Origin of the sequence: Roseomonas sp. CAU 1739 (assembly GCF_039839775.1) — a bacterium.
GTDB lineage: Bacteria > Pseudomonadota > Alphaproteobacteria > Acetobacterales > Acetobacteraceae > Neoroseomonas.
The window spans coordinates 1-18,624 of record NZ_JBDOQQ010000031.1 but is presented as its reverse complement, the minus strand read 5'-3'; the positions used below and the strand labels follow the sequence as shown (position 1 = coordinate 18,624).

Genomic DNA, 18,624 nt, shown 5'->3' with positions numbered 1-18,624 from the left:
GCCGCGTCGCGCACCCCCCCGCATGGCCCGTCCCGCCCGTCGCCGCGCCACCGCACCGGTCCCGGCACCCGCCCGCGCCCCCGCGCGGGTTCCGGTCCGCCGCTGGTGGCTGCTGGCGACCACGGCGCTGCTGCCGGTCACCGGCACCGCGCTCGCGCAATCGCCGACCGGCGGCCAAGTGGTGGCCGGCCAAGCCGCCATCGCGCAATCCGGCAACCGCACGACCATCACGCAGGGTACGAACCGCGCGGCGATCGACTGGCAGCAATTCAACGTCGGCAGCCAGTCCACTGTGCAGTTCGTCCAGCCGAACCAGGGGTCCTGGACGCTGAACCGCGTGACCGGGCCTGATCCGTCCGTCATCGCCGGCCGCATCCAGGCCAATGGCGGCGTCGCCATCGTCAATCAGTCCGGCATGGTCTTCGCCGGCGGCGCGCAGGTCGATGTCGGCTCGCTGATCGCCTCGGCGGCCAATATCACCAACAACAACTTCATGGCCGGGCGGATGGTGTTCGACGGCGCGCCCCGCCCCGGCGCGCGTGTCGAGAACCACGGCACCATCACGGTCGCCGATCGCGGCCTGGCGGCCCTCGTCGGCCCCGGCGTGTCCAACTCCGGCGTGATCCGCGCCAATCTCGGCCGCGTCGCGCTCGGTGCGGCCGAGACCTTCGTGCTCGACCTGGCCGGCGACGGGCTGATCGGCATCGATGTGACGCGCGCGGTGACGACGGCGCCGGGCGGTGGCGCCGCGCTGGTCACCAACAGTGGCGTCATCGAGGCCGCCGGCGGCTCCGTGCTGCTCTCCGCCCATGCCGCCTCCGGCCTGGTCGAGGATCTGGTCCGCAACACCGGGCGCATCGAGGCGAATTCCGTCGGTGCCCGCACCGGCGAGGTCGCGCTGCGCGCCGAAGGCGGTGGGGTGCGCCAGGACGGCATCATCACCGTCACGGGCGGCGCCGCGGACCGTGGCGGCCGCGTCGCGCTGCAGGCGACCGGACAGGTCACGGTCGGCGCCGCGGCGCGCATCGACGCCTCGGGCGGGACGGGCGGCGGCCAGGTGCTGGTCGGCACCACCGGGCGCGGACGCGACCAGACGATGGCGGCGCGGACCATCGTCGAGCGCGGTGCGACGATCCGCGCCGACGCCACCCGCAACGGCAATGGTGGCGAGATCGTCGTCAACAGCAGCGACCGCACCGAGATGCGCGGCACGCTGACCGCGCTTGGTGGTGCGACCGGCGGCAATGGCGGATTCATCGAGGTCTCCGGCCAATCCGCCTTCGTCCTCGACGGCATCGTCGACCTGCGCGCCCCGGCGGGCGACCTCGGCACCTTCCTGCTCGATCCGCGCAACATCTTCATCGCCGATACCGGCACCGCGCTTGGCGTCCCCGCCAACAGCGTCACCGAGACGCCTGGCGACCTGACCACCGTCGGCGGCAGCGTCACCGGTGCCGGCGCGGTGAGCGCGACCAGCGGCAACAACACGGATTGGGTGCGCATCACCCCGAGCGTGATCACCAGCTACGCCGCCGGCAACATCACGCTCGAAGCCTCCCGCCAGATCATCATCGGCGATGCGGTGAACCGGACCACGGCGGGCGACCTGACGCTGCGCGCCGGGCTCGCGGGCGCCGCCGGGACCGGCAACATCACGCAGCGGACCGGGGCCAACATCTCGGTCAATGGCGTGCTGACGATGGAAACGGCGGTGGGCGCGATCAGCCTCGGCGCCAATCTGCGCGCGACCGGCGTCGTTCTGTCGGCCTCGGGCAACATCGCGCAGACCGCGGGCACCATCGCCCACCGCACCGCCGGCACGGAACTGCCGCTGACGGTCAACGCAACCGGCGGCACCGCCTCGGTCACCCTGGCGCGGGCCGGCAACGGCATCTTCGCGCTCGGCGCCAGCAGCGCGATGGGCGACTTCACGCTGTCCGGCACGGCGATCCGCCAGACCGGCGCGCTGACCGGCAATGCGGTCGCGCTGACGGCGACAACCGGTGCGCTGACGCTCGAAGCCGATATCCGCGCGACCAGCCTGACGCTGGCAGCCGTGGGCAACATTTCCCAAACCGGCGGCACTATCGACCACAGCACCGCCGGGACGGAACTGCCGCTGACAGCCGTCGCCAGCGGCGCGACCTCATCAGTCTCCCTCACCCGCACCGGCAACGGCACCCTCGCGCTGGGGGCGAGCAGCGCCGGGGCGGATTTCGCCCTCTCGGGCGACGTGATTCGCCAGACCGGGGCGCTGGCCGGCAACACGGTCTCGCTGGCGGCGACGACCGGGGCGGTCACGCTGGAAGCCAATCTGCGAGCGACCGACCTGACGCTGACCGCGGTCACCGGCATCGCACAGACCGGCGGCACGATCGCGCACCGCACCAATGCGACGACCGCGCTGCCGCTGACGGCGAGCGTCAGTGGCACCGGCGACATCGTGCTCGACCGGGCGAATGGCAGCCTGCAGCTGCGCAGCGGCGGCACCACCAGTGGCGCCATGCAGGTGGCCAGCGCCGAGCGGATCGAGATCGCCAGCGGGCAGACCGTGTCGGTCGCCGGCGCGGCGGACCTCACCGTGACCGGCGCGGGCAATGCGCTGGTGCTGGGTGGATCCTTGCTGGCCGAAAGCGTCACGCTCGCGGCGGCGGGGGACATCACGCAGACCGGTGGCTCCATCGCCCATGTCACCGCCGGCACCGAATTGCCGCTGACGGTCAACGCGACCGGCGGCAGCGCGGCGGTGGACCTGACGGGCGCGACCAACGGCACCTTCGCGCTCGGTGCCAGCGGCGCGGCTGGCGATTTTGCCCTGGCCGGCGAGGCGATCCGGCTGACCGGCGCGCTGACCGGCGATGCCGTGGCGCTGACCGCGACCACAGGGGCGCTCGCCCTCGACGCCGATGTGCGGGCGACCCAGGTCGCGCTGAGCGCCGTCACCGGCATATCCCAGGGTGCGGGCACGACCATCGAGCACCGCGACAACGTCATCTTCGGCCTGCCGCTGACATTGTCGGTCAGCGGCACCGGCGACATCGTGCTCGACCAGGCGAACGGCAATGTGCAGCTGATGACTGGCGGCACGGCCGCCGGCCTGATGCGCATCGGCAGCAGCCAGCTGATCGAACTCGTCACCGGCCAGACCGTCTCGGTGGCCGGCGCGACGACGCTGGCGGTGACCGGCAGCAACCAGGCGCTGACCCTGAACGGGTCGCTGTTCACCGACAGCCTGACGCTGTCCGCCCAGGGCGACATCACCCAGGGCGCCAATGGGCTGCTGGCACGGCGCGCGGCCGGCGGCGGCGCAAATCTCACGGCGGACCTGCCGCTGACGGTCACGGCGACGGGCAATGGGCATGCGATCTCGCTGTCCGCGAACAATGGCCCGCTGCAGGTGCTGGGGGCGACCACGGATGATGGCAGCATCACCCTACGTGGCCGCCGTCTGACCATTGCCGGCGCCGTCACCGCCGAGGCGAATGGCGCCTCGCGATCCGACGTGGCGCTGACCTCCACAGTCGGCAATGTGGTGCTCGACGGCGCGGTGACGGGGCGCAACGCGACCATCATCACGGCGGGCGACCTGACGCAGAGCGTGGCGCTGGACCTCGGCGGCAATGGCGGCGGCAGGCTGCGCGTGCGCGGGCCGGGCGGCGGGCCGACCACCGCGGCGGATTCGATCACCCTGACCGAGGCGAATGCGGTCACCGAGCTTGATGCACGGGCGACCGGCGCGCTGGCCTTCACCGCTGCCGGCGACCTGCAGGTGACGCAGGCGCGCGGCAATGGCGTGACGCTGGTCGGCGGCGCGCTGACCGTGCCGACCGGCACGGTGGACCAGAGCGGCATCGTCGCCACCGGCACCGGCAACGTCGCCGTCATCGCCGACAGTCTGACGGTGCCCGGCTCGGTGAGCGCGCCGAACGGCCAGACCATCGCACTGCGCGTCGATGCGCTGGACCTGTCGGGCGGCAGCGTTTCCGCCGGCAGCACCGGCACGGTGGAAATCGGCCCGCGCACGGCAACGAATGCCGTGCAGATCGGCACCGCCGGCAATCCGGCGAATACGGTGGAACTCGCCGCCGGGGACCTCGAGGCGATCACGGCGGGCACGCTGCGCATCGGGCGCACCACCATCGCCTCCGAGGCGACGGCGACCATCACGGCGAACGGGTTGTCGGTGGTGGATGCGGTGGCGCCGACCGCGGCGCTGTCGCTGCTCAGCGCCAACGGCATCACCGTCTCGGCCGATGTCACCGCACCGTCGGTGCGGATGCAGACCACCACCGGCGACATCACGCTCGGCGCGGTCAGCATCCAGGCGGATGGGCCGGGGGCGGCCATCACGCTGCTGTCGGCCAATGCGATCACGCAGGCCGCCGGCGGCGTGCTGGTGTCGCCGGGCGGCACCACCGTGGACCTGGTGGCGCATGCGCAGTCCGGGATCGCGCTGGCCGGCACGGGCGATTTCCGCCTGGCCGGCGGCGAGACGCCGAGCGGGGCAAGCGGCGAGCGCTCGCTGTATTCCTGGTACGGGATCAGTTTCGCGACCACCGGGACCGTCACCGTCGCGGCGCCGGTCGAATCGCTGGCCGCCGCCACGATCGTGTCGCTCAGCGGCGGTGCCCTCTCGATCGAGGCGCCGATCATCACCTCCGCGGGCTCGCAGCTCAACCTGACGGCGACGGGGAACGGGTCCGGCAGCACCATCACCCAGACCGCCGCCGGCACGCTGTCGACCGGAATGCTGGCCCTGGTGGCGGATGGTGCGATCGACCTGTCGCTGGCGCCGAACGTGGTGGGATCGCTCCTCTCCGCCAGTTTCACCGACGCCTTCGGCTATCGCAGCACCACGGGATTCACGGTCGCCGGGGCGCTCGCGCCCTCCGATGCCGGCAATGCCAACATCACCATCGTCGCCGATACCGGCAACATCCTGCTGCAGGCCCCGATCGGCGCGGGCACCGGCACGGTGCGGCTGGAAGCGACGACCGGCGACGTGCTGCAGGACGCGGCGGGCGCCGCGATAACCGCCGGGCGGCTCCAGGTCACGGCGGGCGGCGATGCGCTGCTCAACCCGACGCTGGCGGCCGACCGCAACGCGGTGGGCGTGCTCGGCGCCGGCACGGTGGGCGGGACGCTCGCCTTCAACGCGACGGGCAACCTGGCGCTCGACGGCACCATCGCGCAATCCGGCGCGGGCGGGACGGTGCGCATCGAGGCCGGCGGCACGCTGACGCAGAATGCCGGCGGGGTGCTGGGTTTCGACAACATCACCCTGGTCGCCCCCGGGCAGATGACGCTGCGCGGGACCATCGGCGTGGACCAGGCGACGCCGGTCAGCGTCGTGCGCCTCGGCACTGACGCCGGCATCACCCAGGAGGCCGGCGGGCGCATCGTCGCCGACAGCCTCGGCATCCTGGCAACCGGCGACGTGCTCCTGACCGCCGGCAGCAATGATGTGCGCCGCATCGCCGCGTCGACGAGCGGTGTCTTCGCACTCGACACCAACGGGGCGCTGGCCACCGCATCGCTCGGGTCGGTGCCGCGGACGGACGGCACCGCCGCCACGGTCGCGGGCGTGCTCGGCAGTTCGGTGACGCTGTCGGCGGCCGACCTGACGATCAACCCGGCGGGCCTTGGCCTCCTGGGTGCCGGCGCCTTCGCCTCGGCGGCTGACGGCGTGCTGACGCTGCGCGCCGATGCGCTGGCCCTCAACGGCCCGATCGGCGCGGGCAATCCGGCGGGCAACCCGACCTACAACGGCACCATCGCCGTCGCGCCGCGCACGCTGGGCCGTGAGATCGTGATCGGCGGGACGGATCCGGCCGCGCTGGCGCTCTCGGCGGCCGACATCTTCAACCTTGTCGCGCGCAACATCGTCATCGGGCGGTCCGAAGCGGGGGCCGGCGGCCTGACCGTCGCCGGCGCCGTGGCGCCGCAGAACGGCGTGAACACGGTGCTGCTGCAGGGCGGCGCGATCACGCTCGTCGGCACATTCACCCTGCCCACGGTCGGCGGCGAGTTGACGCTGCGGGCGGCGACCGGCGACATCACCCAAGGCAGCGGGTCCGTTGCCACGGCCAACCTGTTCGCCGAGGCGCTGGCCGGCTCCGTGCTGCTCGACGGCACGACCGTGCTGAACCAGGTCGGCCGGATCGCCGGCGCCGTCGCCACCGGCGAGGACTTCGCCTTCCGCGGCGCCGGGTCCTACATCATCGCAGCACCGGGTATCCTTGCGCCGGACGGCACGGTCACGCTGATCGCGCCATCGGGCGGCATCACCCAGTCGCTCGGCGCGCCGATCACCACCGGCCGGCTGACCGCGAGCGCGCAGGGCGCGGTGGTGCTGGATGGCGGCGGGGCGACTGCGGGTGCGGCGGATATCAACCACGTCGCGACGCTCGGCCCGTCGGATGGCAGCAGCGTCACGCTGCGCAACGCTGATGCGTTGACGGTCGAAGGCGTCACGGCCAACGGCTTCACCGGCAGCACGGTGGTGCTGGAGGCGCCGACGCTGACGCTGACCGGCGACGTGACGGCGAGCACCGCCGATGGCCGCGTCATCCTGCGCAGCGGCGCGGATTTCGATGCGCCAGGCGGGGGCAGCGCGATCACCCAGACGGGCGGCGTGATCCGCACGCGGGACCTCTCGGCCTCGGCCGAGGACATCGACCTCGCGCGCAACAACGAGGTGACGCGGCTTGCCGCCGGCCAGGGTGCCACGGCGGCCAGCACGGACAGCATCGTGCTGCGGGATGGCGGCACGCTGTCCCTGACCGACGCGGTCGGCGGCATCGAGGTCGCGGCACGGATCAATGCCGGCACCGGCAGCGCCGTGCAGGTGCGGGCCGATGGACTGACCGTCGCGCCGGGGCTGGTGGGCACGGTGTTCCTCGCTCCCGGCGGCGTGGTGCGCTTCCTGCCCTTCACCGCGGGTGCGACGATCGGCCTCGGCGGCAGCGGCGACACCACGACCTATGCGACATCCCTGCTGCAACGTGTCGATACCGGCCGGTTGGTGATCGGCAGCGATACCGCCGGCGCGATCACGCTGCGCCAGGCGCTGGACCTGACCGCCGCCAATGGCCCCGCCGCGCTGGAACTGCGCAGCGGTGCGGACATCCTCGCCGGCGGCTTCAACCTGTCCCTGCGCGAGGTCAGCGCCTTCGCGGGCGGCAATGTGCTGCTCGGCACCGCCGGCAGCGCGATCCAGCGCATCGCGCCGGGCGAGATCTCGACGGACGGCATCCAGGCCGGCGGTACCGTGGCTGTGACGACCGGCGGCACGCTGGCGGTCGATGCGGCTATTCGCGCCGATGGCGCGACCATTGCGTTGCAGGCGGCGGATATCGTGCTGGCCGCCGGGGCCGATGTGCAGACGGGCGCGGTGACGGGTTCCACCATCACCATCCGCTCGACCAATGCCGCCGGGCTCGCGCTCGGCGTCACCGACGCGGCGGCGGGCCTGTCGCAGGCGGAGATCGCGCTGCTCGACGCCCAGGGCGGGCGGTTGCGGCTGGAGGGCGCGTCGATCGACCTCGCCGGTACGGTCGCGGTCAGTGGCGCGGCGGCCGGGGTGCTCGATCTCGCCGCCACCGGCGCGGTGACGCAATCCGCCGGCACGCTGGCGGCCGCTTCGCTGCGCGTCGATGGCGCATCGGTGCAGATCGACCGCGCCGGCAATACGCTGCCGCAGATCCAGGCGACGGCGACGGGCAATGTCTCGGTCGCGACCACTGGCGCGACCACCGTCGCGGGCACGCGCAGCACGAATGGCAATGTCACCATCTCCGCCGGCAGCATCGCGCTGTCCGATGCGGCCGGCAGCATCGCGGTGCGCGCGGCTGGCACGGCGGACCTGACCGCCACCGCCGGCAGCATCACCGGCACGACGGCGCTGGCCGCCGTGCAGGCCACGACGCTGAACGCAACCGCCTCCGGCGCCGTCACGCTGACCGGCGACAACGCCGTCGGCACGCTCACGGCGATCGCCGGCACGGGCGTGACCTTCGACAACACCCTGGCGCTGACCGCCGGCGCGACCGGCGCGGGCGGGACCGCCATCGCTGGCAACGTCACGCTGTCCGCGCCGTCGCTGCGGCTGAACGACGTGCTCGCCACCGGCACCGCGGACCTCACCGCGAGCGCGGGCACCATAGACCAGGCCGCCGGCGTGCGGCTCGCCGCCGGCACACTGCGGGCGAATGCGACGGGTTCCGTCATCCTCGATGGCGCCAATCCGGATGGCACCGCGCGCAACCAGGTCCAGGACATCGACGCGCTGAGCGCGGGCGGCGCCATCACGCTGCGCAACGCGCTGGCGCTGACGCTCGACCTGCCGCTGTCGGTCGGTGCCGGCCAGGTGCTGACGCTGGAAGCGCCGACGCTGACCATCGGTGACAATCTCTCGGCCGGGGCCGGCGGGCGCATCATCCTGCGCACGGGGTCGTTCAATGGCGGCGTCGCCTCCGGTGGTGACATCACCCAGACCGGCGGGACGATCAGCACGCCGCAGCTGGCCGCGCTGGCGGGCGGGGCGGTCAGCCTCGACCGCACCGGCAATGCGATTGGCACGCTGGGCGGCGGGCGCAGCGCGGCGGGGGTCGATCTCGGTCTCGGCCTGCGTGCCGGCACCTCCGGCGTGCTGCGCAGCACGGGCTTCGGCGGCAGCACGACGCTGGGCGTGACCGGGGCGCTCGACATCGGGTCCGGCGGATCGCTGCTGCTGCGCGCGGATGACTTCGCCATCGCCGCGGCGATCCGCGTGCCGTCGGGCACCGTCACGCTGCTGCCCTACACGGCCGGCGCGGGCATCGGCTACGTGCTGGGCGGGGCATCAGGCAGCGCCACTGCCGGGCGCATCACGCTCGACAGCACGGAATTGTCCTTCTTCCCCACCGGCACGCCGGCGGCGGAACTCATTCTCGGCGCGCTGGGCGTGACCGGCAACGTCGATATCGCCGGCACGGTGTCGCTGGCGACCGCCGGCGCCACGCCGCGCGTCAACCAGCTGACGTTGATCGGCGATGGCGCGTTGACCCAGGCGGCCGGCACGACGATCGACGTCGCGGCGCTGCGCGCGATCTTCCCCAATGGCGCGGTGCTGCTCGACCCCGGCAGCGCGGGCAACCGCATCGCCGCGCTGGCGGGCATCGTCGCCGGCGGCAATGTGGCGGTGCGCGGCGGCGCGGGCATGATGGCGCTGCGGGATGGCGGCAGCGGCTCGGCGATCACCGTCAACGGCACCGGCCGCACGGTGACGCTGCGCGCCGACGACCTCGACATCCAGGCCGCGCTGCAGGCACCCGGCGGCACCTTCAACATCCTGACCGAGACGCTCGGCCGCGGCATCACCCTCGGTGGCGCCGGGGCGGGCACGCTGGCGCTGAGCACGGCCGAGATCGCGCGCATCGGCGGCGGCGGTCCGACGCTGAGCGCACCCGCCGCGACGCGGCTGCGCATCGGTTCGGACGGCACGCTGCGCACGGCGGGCGACATCGTGGTCGCCGGCGACGTGGCGTTGCGCAGCGGCACGACCGTGCGCGTCGGCACGCTGGAACTCGTCGCCGGGCGGCCCGGCACGGCGGGTGGGTCGGTCCGGCAGACCGGCGGCAGCGTCGATGTGGCGACCATCACCGGCACGGCGCAGGGGGATTTCCGGCTTGGCCTCGCCGGCAATGCCTTCGACGCGGCGACCGGCGTCGCCGCCGGCACGCTGCCGGCGGTGGGTGCGACCGGCGTGGTCGAACTCGGCACCACGGGCGCCCTGGTGGCGAGCGCCATCACGGCGCCGGTGTCGATCCGCCTGACCGCCGGCGGGGCGCTTTCGGCCGGCAACATCACCGCGCCGGTCATCCTGTTGCAGGGCGGTTCCGTCGCGCTGACCAACCTGATCCAGGGCAGCACCTCCGTTTCCATCGAAAGCACCGGCGCGGTCACCCAGCAGGCCGGGGCGCTGATCGTCACCGGGCTGTTCACGCTGAACGGCGGGTCCATCTCCCTGCCCGAGGACAACCAGATCGTCGAGCTGGACGGGCTGGTCGCGACCGGGCCGGTGCTGTCGCTCAACACCGTGCTGCCGCTGCTGGTCAGCGGCGCGGTCTCCGCGGTCGGCAGCCTGAACTTCGCCACCGACCAGGACCTGACGGTCGCCGGCACCGGCAGCATCACGGTCACCGGCGGGCCGGGCAGCGCGACGCTGACGGCGGGCGGGGCGATCGACTATGCGGGCGCGCTCACCACCTCCGGCGCGGCAACGCTGACCGCGGGCGGGTCGCTGGCCTTCACCGGCACCGCCGATGTCGGCGGCACGCTGAACTTCGGCGCCGGCGCCGGCATGACGCTCGCCGGCGGCATCGGCGCGGCGAATGGCATCGTCGCCGAGGCCGTGGGCGCGCTGTCCAGCACGGCCACGCTGTCCGCGGGCGGCAGCATCGGCCTGACGGCCGGAACGACGCTCGACCTCGGCGGCAGCTGGACGGCGGGCGATGCCACGACCTTCACGGCAGGCGGGCTGCTGACCTACAGCGCGACGGGCACCGGCGATGGCAATGTCACGCTGACCACGCCGGGCGCGATCACCACCACGGCAGCCAGCGCCATCACGGGCGCCGGCACGGTGCGGCTCGATGCCGGGACCGACCTGTCGGCCCTTGGCAGCGTGGCGGGCGGTCCGCTCGTCGCCTTCACCGCCGGAACGGGCGGGATGACCCTCGGCGGGACCATCGCCTCGGACGGCGCGATGACGGCGAGCGCGGGTGGCGCCATCGCCACCAATGCCGCGATCACCGCCCTCAGTGGCGACGTGACGATGACCGCGGGCACGACGCTCGACTTCGCCAACAGCCTGGTCACCGGCGGGGCCGTCACCTTCGACGCGACCGGCGCGATGACGCTGACCGGCACGCTGGACGCCGCCGGCTTCACGGCCTCGGCGGGTGGCGCGCTGACCACCGACGCGCTCATCAGCGTGGCCGGCTCTGCCGCGCTGACCGCGGCGGGTGCGGTCGATGCGTCGGGCATCATCGCGGCAGGCGGCACACTGGCGCTCGACGCCGGCACCACCATGACGATCGGCGGCAGCTGGTCGGCCGGCGCGGCGGCGAGTTTCACCGCCGGCGGTCTGTTGACCTACGCCGCCACGGGCGTCGGCGGGGCGAACATCACCCTCACGACACCGGGCGCGATCGCGGCATCGGCCGGCAGCACGATCGACGCCGTTGGCACCGTGCGGCTCGATGCCGGCACGACCTTGTCGGCGCTTGGCAGCGTCACGGGTGGGGCGCTGGTCGAATTCATCGCCGGCACGGGCGCGATGACGCTGGCCGGCACGATCGGCGCGACCGGCGACGTCACCGCCGCGGCCGGCGGCACGCTGACCACGACGGCGGGCATCGCGGCCGGGGGCGACGTGACCCTGACGGCGGGTGGCGCGCTCTCCGCGTCGAACAGCATCGATGCCGGCGGGGCACTGGCACTCGGCGCGGGCGCCGGGATGGATATCGCCGGCACCTGGTCGGCCGGCGACGCTGCATCCTTCATCGCGGGGGGGTTGCTGGCCTACACCGCGGCGGGCACGGGTGGCGGCGACGTCACCTTCTCCACGCCGGGCGCGATCACCGCCTCGGCCGCCAGCGCGATCGACGGCGCCGGCACTGTGCGCCTGGGCGCAGGGACCACCCTGTCGGCCCTTGGCACCATCACCGGCGGGCCGCTCGTTGACCTGCGCGCCGTCTCCGGTGCGATGACACTGAGCGGCACCATCGCCTCGACCGGCGACATGACCGCGACAGCCGGCGCAGCGATCACGACCACGGCCGCGATCACCGCCGACGGCGCTGTGTCGATGACGGCGGCCGGTGCGCTCTCGGCGTCGAACAGCATCAATGCCGGCGGGGCGCTGACGCTCGACGCCGGGGCCGGGATGGATATCGCCGGCACCTGGTCGGCCGGCGGCGCGGTGTCCTTCACCGCCGGCGGGCTGTTGACCTACAGCGCGACCGGCACGGGTGGCGGCAACGTGACCCTGGCGACGCCGGGCGGCATCAGCGCCTCGGCCGGCAGCGCGATCGACGCCACCGGCACGGTGCAGTTGGATGCCGGGACCGCGCTGTCGGCGCTTGGCAGCATCACCAGCGGGGCGCTGGTGGACCTGCGTGCCGGCACCGGCGCGATGACGCTCGCCGGCACCATCGGTGCTGCGGGAGACCTGACGGCGGCCGCCGGGGGCGGGCTGACGACGACGGCGACCATCACCTCGGGTGGCGACGCCAGGCTGACGGCGGGCGGGGCCCTCTCGGCAAGCAACACGCTGGCGGCCGACGGCACCCTGACGCTGGGCGCCGGGGCCGGCATGGATCTGGGCGGAAGCTGGTCGGCCGGCGGCACGACGACGATCACGGCGGGCGGGTTGCTGCGCTACACCGCGACCGGCACGGCCGGGGACGATGTCACCATCTCGGCCGATGGGGGGATGACCGCCTCGGCCGGCACCGTCATCACCACGCCGGGCATGGTGCGGATCAACGCCGGGCTGGACCTCACGGCGCTCGGGACCATCCACGGCGATACCGGCGTGGACATGCGCGTCGCGCTCGGTGCCATGACCCTGGCCGGCACCGTCAGCTCGGGCGGCGAGGTCGCGGCCACCGCATGGACAGGGCTGACCACCAGCGCCCTGCTGACCGCCGGCACCGATGCCTACCTGGTCGCCGGCGGCGCGATGAACGCGACCAACCGCATCGCGGCGGGGCGCGACCTGTCGATGCGCGGGGCCGGCGGGCTTGCCGCCAGCGGCACCTTCACCGCCGGGCGCGATGCCGTCCTCGCCTCCAGCAGCGGCGCGACCGCGATCAGCGGTGTCGTCACCGCCGGCGGCGGCGTCGCACTCGGCGCCGGTGGCACATTGCAGAGCAACGCCACCGTGCAGGCCGGCGGTGTCATGACCATCAACGCCGGGTCGGACATGACGCTCGCCACGTTGCATCGCGCCGGATCCACGCTCGACATCGCCGCGGGCGGCGGGCTCAACGCCTCGGGCACGCTGTTCGCCGGTGCTGCGGCGACCATCCGCGCCGGCCAGTCGATGTCGCTGCAAGGGCTGGTGCAGGCCGGCGGCGGACTGACCGTGAGCGCCGGCGGCAACCTCGCCTTCGCCGCGACGGGCATCGCCGGCGGCGTCATGGAGGCTTCGGCCGGCGGCAATTTCAACCAGTCCGGCACGCTGACGGCGGCCGCCGCCTTCCTCTCGGCGGGCGCCACGCTCAGCCAGTCGGGTCAGGTCTCGGTCAGCGGCGAGATGCGGCTGAACGGCGGCGCGATCACCAGCACCGGCACCGTGGTCGCGGGCGGGCCGATCACGCTCGCCGCCGGCGCCGGTCTTGCACAGTCGGGCTACCTGCAATCGGGCCAGGCCGTCCTTCTGTCGGCCGGCGGTTCGCTGCGGCTCGCCGACCGCGCGCTGGCCGCCACCGACTTCACCATGACCGCCGGCGGCACCGCGACGCTGGTCAATGGCAAGATCACGGCCGGCGGCCAGGTCCGCCTGACCGCCGGCCAAGGCGCCACGGTCCAGTCCTTCCAGATCGACCCGACCATCATCCTGCTGCAGACCGGCGGCAATCTGCTCATCGAAGGCAGCAGCCTGGTCTCCAGCGACAGCATCGGGCTGACCGGCGGCACCGTGACGCTGCGCGGCAACACCATCACCACCGGCACGCTCGACATCGAGGCCGGCGGCACGCTGACACTCGACGGCGGCAACTACATCATTGGCCGCGCCGTCGAATTCGCCGGGCCGGGCGGCATCACCACGCCATCCGTCATCGTCGTCAGGCCGCGCGACGGGCTGCTGCCGGCCGTGTTGTTCGACACGCGTGCCGCAGGGGCCCTGCCCGACCCGCTGACCGTCGTGCAGCCGGACATCCCCGGCCTGCCGGCCAACCAGCAGGCAACCCAGGTGCGCATCCCCGGCACCGAGGCGCCGGGCGCCTTCGGCCCGGCTTCCTCGGCGCCGGCCGGCACCATGCAGATCAACGTCGATGCCGGGCGCAGCGCCGTGTTCCTGCTGCTCGACGGCGGCAGCGCGACCGGCACCGTCGTCTCGGCCGGCCGCATCGCCATCCACGGCACCGGCGGATCGGCCGAGCTGACCGGCCAGCTGGTCGACATATCGGGCTCGCCGGTGGGCGGGCAGAGCGCGGCGCGCTTCGCCGACAGCACGCGCCCAGCCAGCACCGGGGCGCTGACGCGCTACCGCATCAATGGCTGCGTCGTCTCTTCGGTGAACTGCGTGGTGCCGAGCCAGGTGCTGACCATCCCGCAGGCGCCGCCGCAGCAGATCAACATCCGCCTCGGCGGCGGCGCGATCACCGACCCCGACGTGCAACTGCCCAACATCGCCGAAGAGGATTATTGATCCGGTGCGCACGCTGATCGCCACCGGCGCCCTGCTCGGCCTGCTCGGCTGCACGGAACCGCCGCCCGACGCCTATACGACACGCGCGGGCGCGGCTTCGGCCGGGGAGCCCGCCGGCAACGACGCCCGCAACGAGGCCTGCCAGGTGCAGCCCGGCCGTGCGACGCAGGCGGACCGCCCGGTGCTGCGCGCGCGGGAGGTGTTCTGCGGCGGCTGGACCCAGCCCGCCGCCCGGGTGATCGAGTTGTCGGGCAGTGCCAGCGCGGCCGACCTCGACGCCATCGCGGCATCCGGACTGTGGCGGTCCTGGCTGGAACAGCGCGTGACCTGCGGCGCGCCGACGCGCACCACCATCGCGGGCGGCACCGATGCCAGGCTGCTGGCCTGCACGCGGCGCGCTGGCGGCTGGCCTCATGTGGCCGTGGTGACCGCCGGACCGTCGGGCCCCGTGGTGGCCGATGGCGTGGCGACCTCGTTGCCGGTGATCGAACGGCTGGCCACCGGGCATTCGGGCGGGGCGGCCGGCGGTGCCGGCGGGCGATCGGCCGCCCTTGAACTTGCCGTGGCCCGGCTGTCGGCCGATGCCTTCGGCGCTGCCGATGTCGGGCGCTACGAACAGCTGATGACGCTCGGTCGCGACCTGAACCAGACCGAGAACTTCGCCGCCGCCGAGGATGCCTATCGCGCCGCCCTCGCCGTGCAGGAACGCGTGCTGGGGCGCGACAACCCGAATACAGCGACGGCGATGCTGCATCTCGCGGTCAACCTGTCGAACCAGAAGCGGCTCGCCGAGGCGGGCGTGCTGCTCGACCGCGCCGCCGCGCTGGCGCCGCGCGCCGCCGATCCGGCGACGCCTGCGCGCGTGCTGCATTATCGCGGCCTGCACGCGCTCAATGCGGGGGACCCGGCGGCAGCCATCGGGCTGCTGCAGCAGGCCGAGGACGGCTACGCCACGCTGATCCCGGCATCGAGCGCGACACGCGATGCCGATTCGATGAACCTCGTCTCCGATCCGGTGGTGCAGTCGGCCGTGCTCGGCCTTGCCGAGGCCAAGCGCAACCGCGCGGTCGCGCTGGGACGCAGCGGCCGAGCCTCAGAAGCGGCGCAGGTGATCGACGATTCGCGCCAGGTGCTGCGCCGCGCCGGCCTCGAACCCAACATGATGGTCGGCCGGGCGATGCGCACCGAGGCCGGCGCCGATATCCGGCTGGGCCGCACGGAAGCCGCCGCGCAGTTGCTGGAACGCGCCGCCGGACGCTTCGGCGTCGCGGCACCGGGCGAACGGCCAGAGGCAGTGACGCTGTTCCTCGCCGGCCAGCAGCGCATCCGCGCCGGCCGCCGGGTGGAGGCGCTGGCCGCTTTCCGGGCCGGGGCCGCCATCCTGCGGGCGCGCCAGATCGGCCTGCCGGTCGCGCTCGTGGTTTCCTACCTCGATGCGCTGGACCAGGAGGCGAATGCCAACCCGGGCCTCGCACCCACGCTGCGGGCGGAGATGTTCGGCGCGGCCCAGCTCGCCCAGCGCAGCAGCACGGCGCGCTTCGTCCAGCAGGCTTCGGCCAGGCTTGGCGCGTCGGAGGGCAATCCGGCGGTGCAGGGCGCCGTGCGCGGGCTGCAGGATGCCGACCGCGAATTGCGCGAGATGTTCGCCGAGCGCGATGCCTCCGGCTCGCAGAATCCGGCTCTGGACGAGCGCATCGCCGCCGCCCAGCAGCGCCGTGCCCAGGCGGAAGGCGAGGTCGCGGCGGCCGCGCCGGGGTATCGGCAGCTGCTGCTCGCCTCGGTCGATGCGGACAGCGTCGCGCGCGCGCTCGGGCGCGGCGAGGCGCTGCTGACCATGCTGCTCGGCCCGCGCGAGGGCTTCGTGATGGTGGTGCGCGATGGCCGTGTCGATGCCCGGCGCATCCCGATGGGCGAGGAGGCGATCGCGGCCCTGGTCACCCGCGTCCGGCGATCCTCCGAACTCGGCGCCGGCGGCATACCGCGCTTCGACACCGCGGCGGCGCTGGAACTGCACCAATTGCTGGTGACGCCGCTCGCCGCGACCATCGACGGGGTGGAAAACCTGGTGGTCGCCCCCGACGGACCGCTGCTCGCCCTGCCCTTCGGCATGCTGCTGGCGCGGCCGGCCGACCCGGATGCGCTGGTCGGCGCCGATTGGCTGGTGCGCCGCCACGCCATCGTCCATGTGCCATCGCCGCAGACGCTGGTGACGCTGCGCGCGGCCGGCACCGGATCGACCGCGCCGAATCCGTATATCGGCTTCGGCGACTTCGTGCCGCCCTCGGCCGCGCAGTTCGCGCGGTCCTTCCCGGCCAATCGCTGCGGCACGGATGCGCGGCTGGCCACGGGGCTTGGCCGGCTGCCCGGTACGCGGGCGGAGGTACTGACGTCCCGTGCGCTGCTCGGCGCCGCGGCGGATCGGGCGATCCTGGGCGCGGAATTCACCATTCCCTTCATGCGGCGCCAGCCGCTCAACCAGTTCCGCATCGTCCATCTGGCCACGCATGCGCTGCTGCCGGGCGAACTGTCCTGCCTGACCGAGCCTTCCATCGTGGCCTCGCCACCGGCCGGGTCGCCCTCGGCGGACCCGTCCTTCCTGAAGGCGAGCGAGGTGCTCGACCTCAAGATGGATGCCGACCTTGTGATCCTGTCGGCCTGCAACACCGGCGGTCCGGGCGGCGAAGGCGGCGGCGAGGCGCTGTCGGGCCTGGCGCGCGCCTTCTTCTACGCCGGGGCACGCGGGCTGATGGTCACGCATTGGGCGGTGGACGACGCCGCCGCGGCGCTGACCGTCGCCGACACGCTGCGGCGCCAGCAGGGGGGTGCCACCTCGGCCGCCGCGCTGCGTGGGGCGCAGATGCTGATCCTGGACGAGGCCGGGCGGAACCTGCCGGCGGCCTTTGCCCACCCCTATTACTGGGCACCCTTCGTGCTGATCGGCGATGGCCGGCGTAGCGGGCCTCCCGGCCCGAATGCCGCCGCCACGCCGCCTTCGCGACTGTAACGCCCCGGTGGAACCGCGCCACGGTGACCCTGATCGCAGGGCGCTGGCCGGTGACAATGGGCATTGACGACAGAATGCCCGAGAGGCTGTAGCATCGCAGCATTGCCGATGCCGGAAGCCGGAGACCGCCTCAGCCCATGCTGCCAGCCGAGCTGAATACGAAATACGAGGTGCACGGCACGCTCGGCGCCGGTGCGATGGGCACGGTCTATGACGCGGTGGACCGCATCATCGAACGGCGCGTCGCCATCAAGGTTGTCAACCGGCCCAATGAAAGCGACCCCGAGGCGGTCGAGGCGCATGCCCGTTTTCGACGGGAAGCCCAGGCTGCCGGGCGGCTGTCTCACCCCAACATAGTCGGCGTCTACGACTACGGCGAGAACGCGACCCAGGCCTGGATCGTGATGGAACTGGTCGAGGGCGGGTCGCTGAAGGGCCGGCTCGACAAGCAGGAGCGCTTTCCGGTCCCCGAGATCGTGCGGATCATGGGGGAGGTCTGCGCCGGGCTGCATTATTCCCACCAGCGCGGCGTGGTGCATCGGGACATCAAGCCCGGCAACATCATGATGACCACCGACGGGCAGGTGAAGATCGCCGATTTCGGCATCGCCCGGCTCGAGAATTCCTCGATGACGCAGGTCGGCACGCTGATCGGCACGCCGTCCTACATGGCGCCGGAGCAGTTCCGCGGCGAGCCGGTGGATCTGCGCGCCGACATCTGGGCCGCCGGCGTGATGCTGTACCAGCTGCTGACCGGGGAGAAGCCGTTCGAGGGCGGCTTCTCCGCCGTGATGCACAAGGCGCTGAACACGGAGCCGCCGCCGCCGTCCCAATTGTCGGTGACGACGCCGCGCGGTTTCGATGCCGTGATCTCCCGAGCGCTGGCCAAGCGGCCGGAGGACCGGTACCGATCGGCGGCGGAATTCGCCGAGGCGATCCGCCAGGCAGTCCATGCGCAGGCACCGGCGCCCGAACCCACCGGCCTGCCGGGGCTACCCGGGCTGAACGACGATGCGACCATGGTCTCGGCGCGACCGGCCGGCGGGGCGCCGCGTGCGCCGCAGCCCGCGGCCGCGCCCCAGCCCGCCGGGGGCAAGGGCGCGCCGGTCGGACTGATCGCCGGCGGCGCGGGTGCCGCCGTCATCGCCGCCGCGGCGGCCTGGTTCTTCCTCCTCGGCCCCGGGGCCGGGCCCGACCC

At 73.4% G+C, this 18,624-nt stretch carries 3 protein-coding genes; all 3 read left to right on the top strand.

Going from position 1 to position 18,624, the window contains the following annotated elements; translation table 11 throughout:
* The first annotated feature begins 22 nt into the window (after nt 1-22).
* Nucleotides 23-14,422, top strand: a complete 14,400-nt coding sequence (locus tag AAFN86_RS28205; RefSeq protein ID WP_347546962.1) for a filamentous hemagglutinin N-terminal domain-containing protein — start codon at nt 23-25, stop codon at nt 14,420-14,422.
* 4 nt (nt 14,423-14,426) lie between these two features.
* Nucleotides 14,427-17,426 (top strand): CHAT domain-containing protein, encoded by a 3,000-nt coding sequence (locus AAFN86_RS28200; RefSeq protein WP_347546961.1) that lies wholly within the window; start codon nt 14,427-14,429, stop codon nt 17,424-17,426.
* Between the two features lie 137 nt (nt 17,427-17,563).
* Nucleotides 17,564-18,624: serine/threonine-protein kinase (locus tag AAFN86_RS28195; protein WP_347546959.1), on the top strand; the 1,061-nt coding region annotated here is incomplete at its 3' end.